Origin of the sequence: Leifsonia sp. TF02-11 (genome assembly GCF_017565305.1) — a bacterium.
Classification (GTDB): domain Bacteria; phylum Actinomycetota; class Actinomycetes; order Actinomycetales; family Microbacteriaceae; genus Leifsonia.
In genome coordinates, this window is the sequence record NZ_JAGEKP010000004.1 from 19387 (window position 1) to 33921 (window position 14535).

Annotated in this window: 14 protein-coding genes and 1 tRNA gene; 8 read left to right on the top strand and 7 right to left on the bottom strand. The window is 71.3% G+C overall.

The window, feature by feature from the left end:
* Positions 1–62 precede the first annotated feature (62 nt).
* A complete protein-coding gene (locus JNB50_RS05970) occupies positions 63–1298 on the top strand; it encodes a beta-ketoacyl synthase (protein ID WP_208039220.1) in 1236 nt (411 codons plus the stop codon).
* A gap of 121 nt (positions 1299–1419) precedes the next feature.
* On the opposite strand, the gene JNB50_RS05975 is transcribed toward JNB50_RS05970, so the two are convergent.
* On the bottom strand, positions 1420–1923 hold the full coding sequence (locus JNB50_RS05975) for a DUF3145 domain-containing protein (protein ID WP_208039221.1): 504 nt from the start codon (positions 1921–1923) through the stop codon (positions 1420–1422).
* A 167-nt stretch (positions 1924–2090) separates the two neighbouring features.
* Here JNB50_RS05975 and JNB50_RS05980 point away from each other — a divergent pair, with 167 nt between their 5' ends.
* Positions 2091–2684 (top strand): PadR family transcriptional regulator, encoded by a 594-nt coding sequence (locus JNB50_RS05980; RefSeq protein ID WP_208039222.1) that lies wholly within the window; start codon positions 2091–2093, stop codon positions 2682–2684.
* Positions 2685–2723: 39 nt separating this feature from the next.
* On the opposite strand, the gene JNB50_RS05985 is transcribed toward JNB50_RS05980, so the two are convergent.
* Entirely contained in the window at positions 2724–3566 is an 843-nt protein-coding gene (locus JNB50_RS05985; RefSeq protein WP_208039223.1) for a DUF1684 domain-containing protein, read from the bottom strand.
* A gap of 100 nt (positions 3567–3666) precedes the next feature.
* On the bottom strand, positions 3667–5355 hold the full coding sequence (locus tag JNB50_RS05990; RefSeq protein ID WP_208039224.1) for a bifunctional 3'-5' exonuclease/DNA polymerase: 1689 nt from the start codon (positions 5353–5355) through the stop codon (positions 3667–3669).
* Positions 5356–5559: 204 nt separating this feature from the next.
* Between JNB50_RS05990 and JNB50_RS05995 the strand changes: the two genes are divergently transcribed.
* Positions 5560–5895, top strand: a complete 336-nt coding sequence (locus JNB50_RS05995) for a hypothetical protein (protein ID WP_208039225.1) — start codon at positions 5560–5562, stop codon at positions 5893–5895.
* A gap of 16 nt (positions 5896–5911) precedes the next feature.
* On the opposite strand, the gene JNB50_RS06000 is transcribed toward JNB50_RS05995, so the two are convergent.
* Positions 5912–6370, bottom strand: coding sequence for an NUDIX domain-containing protein (locus JNB50_RS06000; protein ID WP_208039226.1), 459 nt, complete (start codon positions 6368–6370; stop codon positions 5912–5914).
* Positions 6371–6431: 61 nt separating this feature from the next.
* Between JNB50_RS06000 and JNB50_RS06005 the strand changes: the two genes are divergently transcribed.
* From JNB50_RS06005 to JNB50_RS06025, 5 genes are all read left to right on the top strand, one after another.
* Positions 6432–7142 (top strand): potassium channel family protein, encoded by a 711-nt coding sequence (locus JNB50_RS06005; protein WP_208039227.1) that lies wholly within the window; start codon positions 6432–6434, stop codon positions 7140–7142.
* A complete protein-coding gene (locus tag JNB50_RS06010; RefSeq protein WP_208039228.1) occupies positions 7142–7618 on the top strand; it encodes an NUDIX domain-containing protein in 477 nt (158 codons plus the stop codon). Before JNB50_RS06005 ends, JNB50_RS06010 begins: the two co-directional genes overlap by 1 nt.
* 61 nt (positions 7619–7679) lie before the next feature.
* Positions 7680–8069, top strand: a complete 390-nt coding sequence (locus JNB50_RS06015; protein ID WP_208039229.1) for a hypothetical protein — start codon at positions 7680–7682, stop codon at positions 8067–8069.
* 63 nt (positions 8070–8132) lie between these two features.
* A complete protein-coding gene (locus tag JNB50_RS06020) occupies positions 8133–12107 on the top strand; it encodes a Pls/PosA family non-ribosomal peptide synthetase (RefSeq protein WP_208039230.1) in 3975 nt (1324 codons plus the stop codon).
* Positions 12104–13435 (top strand): M1 family metallopeptidase, encoded by a 1332-nt coding sequence (locus tag JNB50_RS06025; protein WP_208039231.1) that lies wholly within the window; start codon positions 12104–12106, stop codon positions 13433–13435. Before JNB50_RS06020 ends, JNB50_RS06025 begins: the two co-directional genes overlap by 4 nt.
* Positions 13436–13466: 31 nt before the next feature.
* Here the strand turns inward: JNB50_RS06025 and JNB50_RS06030 are convergent, their stop codons facing one another.
* The 3 genes from JNB50_RS06030 to JNB50_RS06040 form a co-directional block, all read right to left on the bottom strand.
* Positions 13467–13982 (bottom strand): hypothetical protein, encoded by a 516-nt coding sequence (locus tag JNB50_RS06030; protein WP_208039232.1) that lies wholly within the window; start codon positions 13980–13982, stop codon positions 13467–13469.
* 113 nt (positions 13983–14095) lie between these two features.
* On the bottom strand, positions 14096–14365 hold the full coding sequence (locus tag JNB50_RS06035) for a hypothetical protein (RefSeq protein ID WP_208039233.1): 270 nt from the start codon (positions 14363–14365) through the stop codon (positions 14096–14098).
* Positions 14366–14447: 82 nt separating this feature from the next.
* Positions 14448–14521: transfer RNA gene (locus JNB50_RS06040), tRNA-Ile, on the bottom strand.
* Positions 14522–14535: the final 14 nt, after the last annotated feature.

The window sequence follows — 14535 nt, forward strand, 5'->3', positions numbered from 1 at the left end:
CCCGTGCTGGCGGCAGCGCTGTGCGCGCTGCACCGTCGTACCTACTACCCGGAGTTGCCGTTATGACCAAGAAGATCGTCGTCACCGGCGTGGGTGCATCCTCCCCGCTCGGTGGCACCGCCCCGGAGAGCTGGGCCGGCCTGCTGGCCGGGAAGTCGGGCGCCCGCAGCCTCACCCACGACTGGGTGGCCGAGCTCGAGCTGCCTGTCACCTTCGCAGCGGAGGCGCTCGTGCGCCCCGACACCGTCCTCGAGCGCCCGGTCGCCAAGCGCCTCGACCCGTCCAGCCAGTTCGCACTCGTCTCCGCGATGGAGGCCTGGGCCGACGCCGGCTCGCCGGAGGTCGCCCCCGAGCGTCTGGGCGTCGACTACGCGACCGGCATCGGCGGAGTCTGGACCCTCCTCGACGCGTGGGACACGCTGCGTGAGCGCGGCCCTCGCCGCGTCCTGCCGATGACGGTTCCGATGCTCATGCCCAACGCGGCCTCCGCCGCCGTCTCGATGCACTTCGAGGCCCGCGCGTTCGCGCGCACGGTCGCCTCGGCGTGCGCGTCGAGCACCGAGTCCCTCGTCAACGCCTACGAGCACCTCCAGGCCGGCCTCGCCGATGTGGTCATCGCGGGAGGAACCGAGTCGGCGATCCACCCGATCACCATCGCGTCGTTCGCCTCGATGCAGGCGCTCTCGCGTCGCAACGACGACCCGGCGACCGCTTCCCGTCCGTACAGCATCGACCGTGACGGCTTCGTCATGGGCGAGGGCGCCGCAAGCCTGGTCCTCGAGACCGAGGAGCACGCGCTCGCCCGAGGTGCGCACATCTACGCGGAGATCGTCGGCGGCGGCGTGACCGCCGACTCCTACCACATCACCGCGAACGACCCGGAGGGCCGCGGCGCAAGCCGTGCCGTGCGGATGGCTCTCGAGCAGGCCGGCGCCTCGCCGGACGAGGTCACGCACATCAACGCGCACGCGACGAGCACGCCCGTCGGCGACCCGTCCGAGTACGTCGCCCTGCGCGAGGTGTTCGGCGAGCGTGTGCACGACATCCCCGTCTCGGCCACCAAGGCGTCGACCGGTCACCTGCTGGGCGGCACCGGTGCCCTGGAGGCGGTGTTCACCATCTTCGCGCTGCGCGACCGCGTCGCGCCGCCGACCATCAACATCACCGAGATGGACCCGGCAATCCCGCTGAAGGTCTCCGGCGAGCCGCAGCCGCTCGGTGATGGGCCGCAGCTCGCCATCAGCAACTCGTTCGGATTCGGCGGTCACAACGCCGTCGTGGCGATCCGCTCGGTCTGAGCTCGTCGCATCGGCTCTGATCACCCGCAGAGCGAGAAGGAGGCCCCGGTCGATCGACCGGGGCCTCCTTCGTTCACCGCGTGCGGGCGGCAGCGCCCGGCCCGCCGCGGGAGTGTGTGCGTCAGCCGACTTTGTGCAGCCAGGTGACGGAGGTGTCGTCGTGCGCGTGCCGGAACGGCTCCAGCTCGTCGTCCCACGCCTGGCCGAGCGCCAGCCGCAACTCGCGCTGCAGTTCCAACGGGTTCGATCCGGCGACCTCCATGGCATAGCGGATCCGGTCCTCCGGCACCACGGTGTTACCGGCGGTGTCGGTCTGCACGAAGAAGATGCCGAGATCGGGCGTGTGCATCCAGCGACCGCCGTCGGTGCCGAGACCGGCATCCTCGGTGACTTCGAAGCGTAGGTGCTCCCAGCCGCGCAGGGCGGTCGCGAGGCGCGCGCCCGTTCCCTGCGGGCCGTCCCAGAAGAACTCGGCGCGCTGGGAGCCCTTCAGCACCGGCTGCGTCTCCCAGGTGAAGTTGACGGCGCGACCGAGTGCGCGTCCTGCCGCCCACTCGATGTGCGGGCAGAGCGCGCTGGGAGAGGAGTGCACGTAGAGCACTCCTCTGGCTGCGTGAGCCGTCATGGTTTCCTCCGTTCGTCGGTACGTCTTCCCCTACGACCGCGAACGTGTTCCATGACTTCTATGAAGTTGACTACCGCGATTATGCCGGACAACGCGCCCGAGTTACAAGATTGTGATTCGGCGATTCCTCCGTGCCGCCGTGCGACGAGCGGAATAGCATACCGAGTATGTCGGTTCAGTATGGTTTTCTGGCGGTGCTGACCCAGGGTCCCGCCTACGGCTCCCAGCTCCAGAACGAGTTCCTCATGCGCGCGGCGAACCGCCGCCAGCTCAACGCCGGACAGGTCTACTCGACCCTCGACCGGATGAGTGAGCAGGGCCTGATCGAGTCGGCGGGCGAGACGGAGGACGGTCTGCCGCTCTACCGGCTCACCGACGCCGGCGAGCGGGCGGCGACGACGTGGCTGACCGCCGGTCCCGTCGAGGCGCGGCCCGACTGGGACGAGATGCAGGATCAGGTGCTCGTCGCCGCGTCGATCGATGGTGCCGATCCGGTAGCCGTGGTGGCGGACTACCGGGCGGCCTTCGCCGAACGGATCCGCGAGCTGACCCACGATGCCGACTCGCGCGCGGTCCTCGCAGCGAACCGTGCGGCCGAGCTCGGCGCCAGGGCCGCCATCGAATGGCTCGACGAGGTGTCAGCGGCGCTCGCGACGCATCCGGGCGCGCTCGTGCAGCCGCGCTGCCCCGAGCGTCCGCGTCGGGGTCGCCGGCCAGCGGACACCGACGGGCACGCGAACGCCCCGCAGACCGCGCCTTAGGGGCGTGTGCGTGCCCTTCAGCAGTCGGCGCCCGGGAGTTCAGTGGAGGAGGGTGCCGTCTTTGGCGAGCACGTTCTTCTCCCCCGCCTCGATCGGCACCGCGAACCGGTTCTGGGCGGGCGGCAGCGGGCAGTTGAAGTTGTAGCTGAACGCGCACGGCGGCAGCACCGCGAGGTTGAAGTCCAGCGTGACCGTACCGTCGTCGTTCGGGACGACGAAGAGGAAGCGACCGACGGAGTAGGTGCTCTCACCGTTCGTGGTGTCGGCGAACACCAGCTGGAGCGCGCGCCCCGCTTTGAAGGCGGCCAAGTTGTAGTCGACGCCGTCCTTGGTGAACGTGATCTCTCCGGGGATCACCGTGTCGCGGCTGGCACCGTCGTCTTTGAGGTGCTCGAAGCCGACGGTCTTGCCGCCCTCGATCGGCGAGAACGTCGCACGGATGATCCACTCGGGGTTGAACGGGAACGCATCGATCGAGCCGAACCGCTGGATGTCGTCGGACTGCGCATCCCACACGCGCAGCGCGTATTCGCCCTGCTCGCTCGCGATGACGAAACCGGTGAGGGTGTCGCTGAACCGGATCGCCGACGGGTTCGCGTCGTCTTTGCCGCGCACGATCGCCGAGCCGTCGACGAGCACCTCGTCCACGAACACGTTGTCGGTGGCAGCGGCAGTGACGCGCAGCCCCGACTGGCCCTCCGGCAGCGGAGACCACAGGCCGGGAACGCCCCAGACCGGCTGTTCGGAGGCCGGGTCGCCCGTGATCCACTGCGTGTTGACCAGCGCGAGGTTGCCCTGCGGTGCGGTGACGGCCTGCGCGCGGCGCGCGTGGTAACGGGCGAGGACCGCGTCGGGATCGGCGGGGGCTGCGGTGTCGGTCATGGTCTCCATCCTCTGTCAGGTCGGTAGCGACAACCAAGCGCGACACTCCCCCATTCCCGGCACGGTCGCGCCCCTCGACGGCCGCGCCGATCGATCCGACTCACTTCGCCGCGCCGTAGTCGTCGACGATCGCCGCCGTGACCGGGAAGTCGACGGGGAAGTCGCCGAAGAGCAGCCGGCCGGCAGCGGCGGCCGAGGCGGTGACCGACTCCGCGACGGCGTCCGCCAGCTCTGCGGGAGTGTGCACGATCACCTCGTCGTGCAGGAAGTACACCAGATGCGGTCCTGCTGTGAACGGCCTTTCCGGCGGCGACAGTGCAGAGAGTCGGTTGCGCAGTTCCGCCATCCAGCACAGCGCCCATTCCGCTGCGCTCGACTGCACGACGAAGTTTCGGGTGAAGCGGCCCCAGTCGCGGGCCTGCGTGCGCGCACGACGCTCCTCGGCCGGCGTCGAGTCGGACGCGGAGGCCGCCTCCTGCGCGCGGCGCCAGCCGCTGCCGGGCGGCGGCGAGCTGCGGCCGAGCCTCGACGTCACGATGCCGCCGTTCTCCCCCGTGCGGGCCGCGTCCTCCACGAGCCGGACGGCGCGGGGAAAGGCGCGGGCGAGGCGGGGCATGAGGCGCCCGCTGTCGCCGGTCGTCGCACCGTACATGGCGCCGAGCATCGCGACCTTGGCGTGGGCGCGCTCGGCGACGGCGCCGGTCGCCACGATGCCGGCGTAGAGGTCGCGACCGCGCCCCGCCGCGGCCATCGCCGTGTCTGCCGCGAGCCCGGTGAGGATGCGCGGTTCGAGTTGGGCGGCGTCGGCGACCACGAGCTTCCACCCGGGATCGGCGACGACCGCTCCGCGCACCTCCTTCGGGAGCTGGAGTGCACCCCCGCCGCGCGTGGCCCAGCGACCCGTCACGACTCCACCCGGGATGTAGTCGGGTCGGAACCGTCCGTCTGCCACCCAGGTGTCGAGCCACGTCCAGCCGTTCGCCGAGTAGAGACGGGACAGCTTCTTGTACCGCAGCAGCGGTGCGATGGCCGGGTGTTCGATCTCCCGGAGCTCCCACGACCGTGTCGAGGTGACCATCAGCCCGGCGCGCTGCAGCGCCTTCAGCACCTCGGGCGGGCTGTCCGGGTTGAGCGCCGGGGCGTCGAGGAGGCCTCTGAGCTCTGCCACGAGCTCCTCCATGATCGGAGGGCGGCCGTACCGCGGTCGGGGGCCGAGCAGCGCGGTCAACAGCGCGTCATGCCGCTCGACACTGTACGGGAGGCCGGCGTGCTGCATCTCGGCCGCGATCAGCGCGCCGGCCGACTCCGCCGCCAGCAGCAGGCGGAGGCGGCCCGGGTCGGCGCATGTCGCAACGGCGTCCTGCTGCAGCACGAACTCCGCCTCGGCCGACGGCAGGGCAGGCACCGACGGCGGATCGAACTCGAAAAGGGTGCTGTGATCGGTCTCTGATTCGCTGTCGGCGGCGGGCGATCGCTGATCCCAGGCGCCGGCAGGGGCGTTCGCCAACGCGGTCGCTGCGCACAGCGCGGACGCGCGCAATATGGCGTGAGCGAGCGCCAGGTCGTGGCAGCGCTGCACCGCGACTCCGCTCTCGAGAAGGGGCGGGTACCACGAGCGCGTGTCGCTCCAGACCCAGCGCGGAGGGGTGCCGGGCGCGGACTCGTGCTCCGCCACGAAGGCGGCGAGTTCGCCTGAGGGCATCGTGAGCGATTCGCCGCGCTCCCCCGAGTCGTCGATTCGCGTCGCGGAGACTTCACCGCGCGCGGGACGGTCGAGGACGATGTGCACTGCTCCATTGTCCTCGGTGCCGCTGACACCGCTCACCTCCGCTGGGACGCGGGCGTGGAGCAGTCCGCCTCGTCGTCGACGACCCAGCGGTTCCGTGTCGAAGCCGGGCGGCTGATCCCCCTCTGACCCAGCGCCGAGGGGCAGCTGATGTTATAGTGAGCAACGCTCATGTCGTGATGCTGCCGACCCGAAAGGCGAACCGCGATGATCGAATACCTGCACGACTCCCAGGGCGTCTGGATCGCCTACCGGAGCGGGCCACAGGAGCGCTTCCTGTTCAATCCGGACGGCGACTGGATCGGCTGGTTCCCGTGGGGCGACGGCGACGTGGTGACGCCCGACGGCGCCTACCTCGGCACAATTCACGGCGACCGTCTGTTCGCCGACGCCGACCATCCCTATCGCGGCGACCCCGGTTACCCGGGAGCTCCTGGACACCCCGGAGCCGCGCCCTATCCGGGTGCGGGGACGTACTCGGGGCTCCCGGCACAGTGCGCCGACGTCCCGAGCGCCCTGCTCTGGCCGCGCATCGCCTCCTGAAACGGCTGCGACGGGCTCAGCCCGCCAGCGCCGTCAACCGCGACCGCAACTCGGGCCACGACGCGCTGAAGCCGGGGTGCAGCGGGAGGTCGGCGACCTGCGGCACGGAGACCCACCGCAGTTCGATGCTCTCGACGTCGGCCATGTGCGGCTCGAAGGCCCTGACCGCCTGCGCGACGACCGTGGTGTACGACCAGAACCCGAGGTCGAGCACGCTCGTGAACAGGACTTCTACGGCGTCGGCGGGCACGGCGGCCTCCTCCGCCGCTTCGCGCAGTGCCCCCTCCACGGCGGTCTCGCCCTCGTGACGGGCGCCCCCGGGGAGTCCCCAGGTGCCGCCGAAGTGGCTCCAGTCGGCGCGATGCTGCAGCAGCACGCCGCGACGCAGATCGTGCACGAGCAGCCCTGCTGCGCCGAAGCGGCCCCAGAACCGTTCGCCGTTCGGACCTTCCACCCATGCGTCGCCGGAGTTCACGTCTCCACGTTAGCCGCCCGCTCGGGATGCTGACGCCCCATGACGGTCCTAGGGTGTTGCAATGACACTCGAACGTTGGCGCCACCTCACCGAGTGGCCGCTCACCGCCGCCGCCGCGGTGTTCCTCGTCGCCTACGCCTGGGAGGTCATCGCAGATCTCCACGGGCCGCAGCTCGTCGTCGCCGAATCCGTCATCTGGGCGACGTGGTGCGTGTTCCTCATCGACTACGCCGTATGCCTCGCCCTCGCGCCGCACCGGTGGAGATGGTTCTACACCCACCTGTTCGATCTCGCGATCGTCGTGCTGCCGATGCTGCGGCCGCTGCGGTTGCTGCGACTGGTCACGATCCTGGCCATCCTGCAGCGGAGCGCAGGAACCGCCTTCCGCGGGCGCGTCCTCGTGTACGTCGTCGGCGCGGGCGGACTGCTGGTCTTCACGGCGGCCCTTGCCGCGCTGGACGCGGAGCGCGGCGCGCCGCACGCGCACATCGAGACCTTCCCGCAGGCGGTCTGGTGGGCGTTCGAGACGATCTCCACCGTCGGTTACGGCGACTACACGCCGGTCACCGACGTCGGCAGGCTGGTCGCCGTCGGCCTGATGATCGGCGGGATCGCCACGCTCGGCATCGTGACTGCGACCCTCGCGTCGTGGATCGTCGACCGGGTCGCGCAGACCGAGATCGACACCCGGTCGGCCACGCGCGGCCAGATCCGCGAGCTCTCCGCGCAGGTCGCCGAGTTGAAGGCGATCCTCGAGAAGAAGTCCGCCTGATGGTCCAGCGCAGCGCCGCTGTGCTCCTGCACCGCGAGGGCGCCGACGGTCGCGAGGTCTGGATCGCGCACATGGGCGGCCCGTTCTGGGCGCGCAAGGACGAGGGTGCCTGGTCACTGCCGAAGGGGCTCGTCGAGGAGGGGGACGCTGACGAACTCGCCGCGGCCCGGCGCGAGTTCGCCGAGGAGATAGGGACGCCCTCCCCCGACGCCGACTACATCGCACTGGGCGAGTTCAGGGCGTCGTCCAAGACGTTCGTGGTGTTCGCGGCCGAGACCGACTTCGGGCCGATCGAGCTCGCCAGTAACACGTTCGAGCTCGAATGGCCCCCGCGCTCCGGAATCCTGCGGGCGTTTCCCGAGGTGGACGCCGCAGGCTGGTTCCCGATCGAGGAGGCGCGCACGAAACTCTCGAAAGGGCAGCGGCCCATTCTGGACGCGCTGCTGCTCCGCCTCCACGACATCCAAGATCGCTAGCGCGCTGAGCCCCTCCTCGGTCGTATCGTTGGGAGCACAAGCCGGGACGAAGGAGGAGCAGGTGGCGGCGAAGAAGAAGGCTGAGAAAGAGGCCGAGAAGGCCCTGATCACTGCACGGGCCGCGGTCGACGAGGCCCAGCGCCTGGTCAAGAAGCTCGACAAGAAGACCCGCAAAGAGGCGGACGACCTCGCCGCAGCGCTCGAACAGGCCGCGAAAGACGCCAAGAAGGCCGTACAGCGCGCGCGCAAGACCGCTGAGCAGGCTGCGAAGGACGCCAAGCAGAAGGCGCAGACGGCCAGGGAGAAGGCGCGAACCGCCGCCTCCGTCCCCGCCGCGAGCACCGGCATCCCGACCTTCCGCGACCTGCGCGATCGGGCGAAGGCGCAGGGCATCCAGGGCTATTCGCGAATGAACAAGGCGCAGCTGCTCCACGCCCTCGGCGAGGGCTAGGGAGTGACGCCCGACGACCGCGTGTTCACCGGCCGGTAACCGGCCGCTCCTACGGTTGCGGCCGTGACTGACACCTCCGCGCGGCCGGCGATCCTCTCGGCGCTGGCCGCGGCGCCCCCGCCGCGAACCCTGATCGACATCCTCCGCGAGCAGGCGGTGCGGAACCCTCAGGCCTCGGCGATCGAGGACGCGACCGGTGCGCTCAGCTACCGCGAGCTGCTCGCGCGCGTCGTCGCGACCGCCGCCCGTCTGCACGAGGCCGGCGTGCGCCGCGGCGACCGGGTCGGCGTGCGGATGACTTCCGGCAGCCGTGAGTTGTACCTCGCGATCCTCGGCGTGCTCGCCGCCGGCGCCGCCTACGTGCCCGTCGACGCGGACGACCCGCAGGAGCGCGCCGATCTGGTCTTCGGCGAAGCCGACGTGCGGGGAATCATCACCGACGACGGCTACCTCCCGACCGCCTCGGTCGACGCGGTGCCCGTCGACGCGGTCGTCGCGGACGCCGCTCCCGTCGTGCCGCACGCCGTGCAGGCGGGCGATCCGCACCCGAGCACGTCGAGCCTGCCGCTGATCGAGCCTCCGACGCCGCAGGACGACGCCTGGATCATCTTCACGTCCGGCTCGACAGGGACGCCCAAGGGCGTGGCCGTGAGCCACCGGTCCGCGGCCGCTTTCGTCGACGCAGAGGCACGACTGTTCCTGCAGGAGGAACCCATCGGCCCGGGCGATCGCGTGCTGGCCGGACTGTCGGTCGCGTTCGACGCCTCCTGCGAGGAGATGTGGCTCGCCTGGGGCCACGGTGCGTGCCTGGTGCCCGCGCCGCGCTCGCTCGTGCGCACCGGCATGGATCTCGGCCCGTGGCTTGCCGCACGCCGCATCTCGGTGGTGTCGACGGTTCCCACGCTCGCCGCCCTCTGGCCGACCGATGCGCTCGACACCGTCCGGTTGCTGATCTTCGGCGGCGAAGCGTGCCCGCCCGAACTGGTCAACCGGCTCGCCGTCGAGGGACGGGAGGTCTGGAACACCTACGGCCCCACCGAGGCGACCGTCGTGGCCTGTGCGAGCCTGCTCACGGCCGGCGAGCCGGTGCGGATCGGGCTGCCGCTCGACGGCTGGGACCTGGCCGTCGTCGGACCGGACGGTTCCCCGGTCGCCGACGGCGAGAGCGGCGAGCTCATCATCGGAGGTGTCGGTCTCGCCCGCTACCTCGACCCGGCGAAGGACGCCGAGAAGTACGCTCCCCTGCCCTCGCTCGGCTGGGAACGCGCGTACCGCAGCGGCGACCTCGTGCGCTTCGACCCGGCAGGACTCTTCTACCTCGGCCGCGCCGACGACCAGGTGAAGGTCGGCGGCCGCCGCATCGAGCTCGGCGAGGTGGAGGCCGCGCTGCAGCAGCTGCCCGGCGTCTCCGGAGCAGCGGCCGCCGTGCGCAGGAGCGCAGCGGGCAACGATGTGCTGGTCGGCTACCTCGCCGTGCCGGAGCGCTCGCTCTTCGACCGACGCGCCGCACTGGAGGAGCTGCGGGCCGAACTTCCCGCCGCACTGGTGCCGTTGCTGGCTGTGGTGGACGAGCTCCCCGTGCGGACCTCCGGGAAGGTCGACAGAGCGGCGCTGCCCTGGCCGCTCGAGGACGATGCCGAGGACACCCCGGACCTCGACCCGGTCTCCGAAGCGCTCGCCGTCGACTGGCGGAGCGTCCTCGGTCTCCCGGTCGGCGGTCTCGACGACAACTTCTTCGACCTCGGAGGAGGTTCGCTGGCGGCGGCCCAGCTGGTCTCCCTGGTGCGCAGGCGCCACCCCGACATCACGGTCGCCGACATCTACGCGCACCCCCGCTTCGGATCGCTCGCCGCTGCTCTCGCGGAGAGCTCGCCGTCGGCGTCAGCCGCCTCCACACACGTCGTGCCGCCGACTCCTCGACGGATGCAAGTGCTGCAGACCCTGCTCGGCGTCCCGCTCTTCATCCTCAACGGGATGCGCTGGCTGCTCTACCTGCTGACCGCCGCCGCGGTGCTCCGGCCGTTCGGCGGTTTCGGCTTCCTGCCGGACGTGAACCTGGTCTGGCTCATCGTCGGCCTGCTCGTCTTCGTCACACCGTGGGGCCGGATGGCGATCGCGGTCGTCGCCGCGCGCCTGCTGCTGGCGGGTGTCAAGGCGGGCGACTTCCCGCGCGGGGGTGGGGTGCACCTGCGCCTATGGCTCGCCGAACAGGTCGCCCACCAGATCGGTGCCGCGAGCCTGGCCGGCGCGCCGTGGATCAGCTACTACGCCCGCGCGCTCGGGGCGACCGTCGACCGCGGGGTCGACCTGCACGCGCTGCCCCCGGTCACCGGCATGCTCCGCATCGGCGCCGGGGCCTCCATCGAGCCGGAGGTCGACCTGGCCGGGTACTGGATCGACGGCGACCTGGTGCGGATCGGGGAGATCCGGATCGGCGCCGGCAGCTCGGTCGGCGCGCGCAGCTCACTCATGCCGGGCGCGAAGATCGGTCGCGACGCGACCGTCGCGCCGGGATCGGCGGTCTTCGGCCGGGTACCCGCCGGGCAGAACTGGGCGGGGTCGCCGGCGGTCCGTGTCGGCAAGGCTCGCGAGTGGTGGCCGGCCGAGCGTCCGCCGCGCCGCACGCGCTGGGTCGCCGCCTACGCCGCTGCATCCCTCGTCGTCTCACTCGTGCCGGTGGTCGCCCTCGCGGTCGGAGGTCTGGTCGTCGCGGCTTTCACGCGCGGCGCGACCTCCCTCTCCGGCGCCGTGCCGGGGGCGCTGGCCGCCATCGTGCCCGCCACGCTGGCCTCGGGTGTCGTCCTGGCCGGCCTCGTCGTCGTGCTGGTGAGGCTGCTCGGACTCCGCCTCCGCGAGGGCGTGTACCCGGTGCGCAGCAGGGCCGGTTGGCAGGTGTGGTCGACGGAGCGTCTTCTCGACATGGCGCGCACGGTCCTGTTCCCGCTGTACTCCAGCCTGTTCACCCCGGTCTGGCTGCGGATGCTCGGTGCGAGGGTCGGCCGCGATGTCGAGGCGTCCACCGTGCTGCTCCTTCCGGCGATGACCAAGATCCGCGACGGCGCGTTCCTGGCCGACGACACGCTCGTGGCGTCGTACGAGCTCGGCGGCGGGTACGTCCGGGTGGCGGAGGCCGAGATCGGCACCAGAGCATTCCTCGGCAACTCCGGCATGGCCGGCGGCGGCAACCGGGTGCCGCGCGACGGGCTGGTCGCCGTACTGTCCGTCGCGCCCCGCAAGGCGAAGGCCGGATCGTCGTGGCTCGGCTCTCCCCCGGTCAAACTGCGCAGGCGCGCCCAGGACGCCGACCTCTCGCGCACGTTCGAGCCGCCAACGGCCCTCCGTGTCGCTCGTGCGGCGTGGGAGCTGCTGCGCATCGTCCCGGTCTTCGTCACCTGCGCGATCGGCCTCGCGGTGCTCCTCGCATTGGGGGCGCTCTCGGAGAGCCTGGGGATCGTGTGGGCGATCGTGCTGAGCGGTCCCGTCCTGCTCGTCGCCGGTGCGGTGGCCGCGGCCGTCAGCACGGCAGCCAAGTGGGTCCTGCTCGGCCGGCTCAAGGCCGGCGAGCATCCGCTCTGGTCGTCGTTCATCTGGCGCAGCGAGGTCTCCGACACCTTCACGGAGATGGTGGCCGCGCCCTGGTTCGCCTGGTCGGCGGCAGGCACCCCCGCGTTGGTGTGGTGGCTGCGCAGCCTCGGAGCACGGATCGGCAGCGGCGTCTGGATCGACAGCTACTGGCTGCCGGAGGCCGACCTGGTCGAACTGGGCGACGCATCCACGGTCAACCGGGGCTGCGTCGTGCAGACGCACCTGTTCCATGATCGAATCATGAGCATGGACGAGGTGATCATCGAACGCGGCGGCACGCTGGGGCCGCACAGCGTCATCCTCCCCGCCGCTGCGATCGGCGCCGACGCGACCGTCGGGCCCGCGTCCCTGGTGATGCGCGGCGAGACCGTGCCCGACCGGAGCCGCTGGAGCGGCAACCCGATCGGCCCGTGGCGGGATGTGACGGTGCGCGAGTACCGTGCGGTGCGATGACCACGGCTCCCACCAGCGCTGACGCGGCTCCCGCCGCCTCCCACGCCTACCTTCCGCGCTCCGGCACCGACGACTTCTCGGTGCTCTCCTACGATCTCGACCTCGGCTACAAGGTCGCCACCAATCGCCTCGACGGCACCGCTGTGATCCGCGGGCGGGCGAACGTCGCACTCTCGGCGATCTCGCTCGACCTGGTGCATCTGCGCGCCAAGCGCGTCCGGCTCGACGGCGACAAGCGCACCCGCTTCACGCAGTCGCCCACGCACGTGCGGGTGAAGCCGGCCAGACCGATCCCCGCGGGGAGTGAGTTCACGGTCGAGATCGCCTACGACGGCTCCCCGGTCCCCCGCCGCACCCGCTGGGGCACGCTGGGCTGGGAGGAGCTCAGCGACGGCGTCATCGTCGCTTCGCAGCCGTCCGGCGCGCCGACGTGGTTCCCGTGCAACGACCGGCCGTCCGACAAGGCCGCCTACCGCATCACGGTCACCACCGAGCAGCCGTACACGGTGCTCGCCACCGGCGAACTCGTGGAGCACACCGTCAGCGGAGGACGCGGCACCTGGACGTTCGAGCGCACCGAGCCGACGGCGACCTACCTCGCCGCTGTGCAGATCGGCCGCTACGTGCTGGAGCCGCGCCGCACCGACGGTGTCGAGTGGGTGATCGCCTACCCGCCGGCGCTGGCGCGACGCGTCCTCGCGGACTTCGCACCGGTCGGCCGGATGCTCGAGTGCTTCCAGGAACGCTTCGGCCCGTACCCGTTCCCGTCGTACACGGTCGTGGTGACCGAGGACCCGCTGGAGATCCCGCTGGAGTCGCAGGGCATGGCGACGTTCGGCGCCTCCCACGTCGACGGCCGAGGCGGCTCCGAGCGTCTGATCGCGCACGAACTCGCCCACCAGTGGTTCGGCAACAGCGTGGGCGTGGCCTCCTGGAGCGACATCTGGCTCAACGAAGGCTTCGCCTGCTACGCCGAGTGGATCTGGTCCGAGTATGCGGGCGGCGCGACGGCGAACACACTCGCCCGCACCCACCACGCCGGCCTGCGACTCAAGCCGAAGGACCTCGTGCTCGCCGACCCCGGCGTCGACCACATGTTCGACGACCGGGTCTACAAGCGAGGAGCCTGCCTGCTGCACGCGCTGCGCCGACGGCTCGGCGACGACCGGTTCTTCGAGCTGCTCCGCGGCTGGTCGGCCACGCGCCGCTACGGGACGGCGTCGTCCGACCAGTTCGAGGCGTTCGCGGCCGGGTACTCGGAGGAGCCGCTCGACGCGTTCTTCGACGCGTGGCTGCGGGAGACGCCGTTGCCCTCGCTGGGGGCGTAGGGGCGGAGCGTGCGGATCGGGCCGCGGCGGCTCAGACCTGACGGTCCTCGGGTCGGCGCTCCTCGCCCGTGATGCCGTCGATGCGCGGCGCGCTGTGCGACGGCGCGGTGTGCGATGCCTCGGCGTTCGCGGGCGCTTCCGTGCGGCGCGGCGGGAGGCTCTCTTCGCCGTTCGCGCCTGCACGGGTCTCCACACGATTGCCGTGCCGGTCCGTCTCGACATCCGGGTCGACGCTGTCGGCGCGGGCGAGCTTGTGCTCCTGCTCCGCGCGTGCTTCGGCAGCGGCGCGCTCCCGCTCGTCGGCCTCGCGCCGCAGGCGCTCGGCGTCGACTTCGGCCTGCTTGGCGTCCGCTGCGGCGCGGGCGGACTTCGCCTCCCGTTCGCGCGCGGCGAGCTCAGCCCGTGCCGCGTCCTCTCGGAGGTCCGCGGCGCGGCGCCGGTCGGCCTCCTGCTTGCGCCGTCGCCCCACCGTGGCGGCGACGATGATGATCGCGATGACGACCACCACGATCACGACGATCAGGACGATCCATCCGATTGTGTTCATGCCACGGCACCGTACGCCGAGGAGCCCATCACACGAGGGCCTTGCGCTCGAGCGCCGGAGGTGCAGTACAGGGCTCCAGCACATACCCCGACGCCGCATCCGCGACATTCACCTCACCGTGGCGATCCGCTGCCCCGCCGGCGCACGTAGTACCCGACGCCGACCCCGGCCCAGGCGGCGAGAGCGGCCCAGCCCACGCAGAGGACGATCGGCCACGGCCCCCGTGTCCCTCCGAAGAGCGGGCCGACGAGTGCGACGATGCCGAACATCACGGACAGGACGCCGTAGAGGATCGCGTTGGTCCTGGCGCGGCGGAGCGACCCGGCGATGACCCACCACGGCCGACCCGCTCGGCGCACGCATTCGTCGTGGACTCCGCTCACTTGTCCGCTCCCCCGTCGGATGGCACGCATCAGACCGCGACGCGCGCCGTGCCAGACTTCGCGGCAGAAGCGGAGGTCCTTGTAGGGCGGACGGGACTTGAACCCGTGACCGGCGGATTATGAGTCCGATGCTCTAACCAGCTGAGCTACCGCCCCGTGCGCTCTCCCCT

What these genes read in the sequence shown, in the direction of transcription:
- JNB50_RS05970 (WP_208039220.1), top strand. Translation starts at nt 63, where the DNA reads ATGACCAAGAAGATCGTCGTCACCGGCGTGGGTGCATCCTCCCCGCTC.
- JNB50_RS05975 (WP_208039221.1), bottom strand. Translation starts at nt 1,923, where the DNA reads ATGACGGCTCACGCAGCCAGAGGAGTGCTCTACGTGCACTCCTCTCCC.
- JNB50_RS05980 (WP_208039222.1), top strand. Translation starts at nt 2,091, where the DNA reads ATGTCGGTTCAGTATGGTTTTCTGGCGGTGCTGACCCAGGGTCCCGCC.
- JNB50_RS05985 (WP_208039223.1), bottom strand. Translation starts at nt 3,566, where the DNA reads ATGACCGACACCGCAGCCCCCGCCGATCCCGACGCGGTCCTCGCCCGT.
- JNB50_RS05995 (WP_208039225.1), top strand. Translation starts at nt 5,560, where the DNA reads ATGATCGAATACCTGCACGACTCCCAGGGCGTCTGGATCGCCTACCGG.
- JNB50_RS06005 (WP_208039227.1), top strand. Translation starts at nt 6,432, where the DNA reads ATGACACTCGAACGTTGGCGCCACCTCACCGAGTGGCCGCTCACCGCC.
- JNB50_RS06010 (WP_208039228.1), top strand. Translation starts at nt 7,142, where the DNA reads ATGGTCCAGCGCAGCGCCGCTGTGCTCCTGCACCGCGAGGGCGCCGAC.
- JNB50_RS06025 (WP_208039231.1), top strand. Translation starts at nt 12,104, where the DNA reads ATGACCACGGCTCCCACCAGCGCTGACGCGGCTCCCGCCGCCTCCCAC.
- JNB50_RS06030 (WP_208039232.1), bottom strand. Translation starts at nt 13,982, where the DNA reads ATGAACACAATCGGATGGATCGTCCTGATCGTCGTGATCGTGGTGGTC.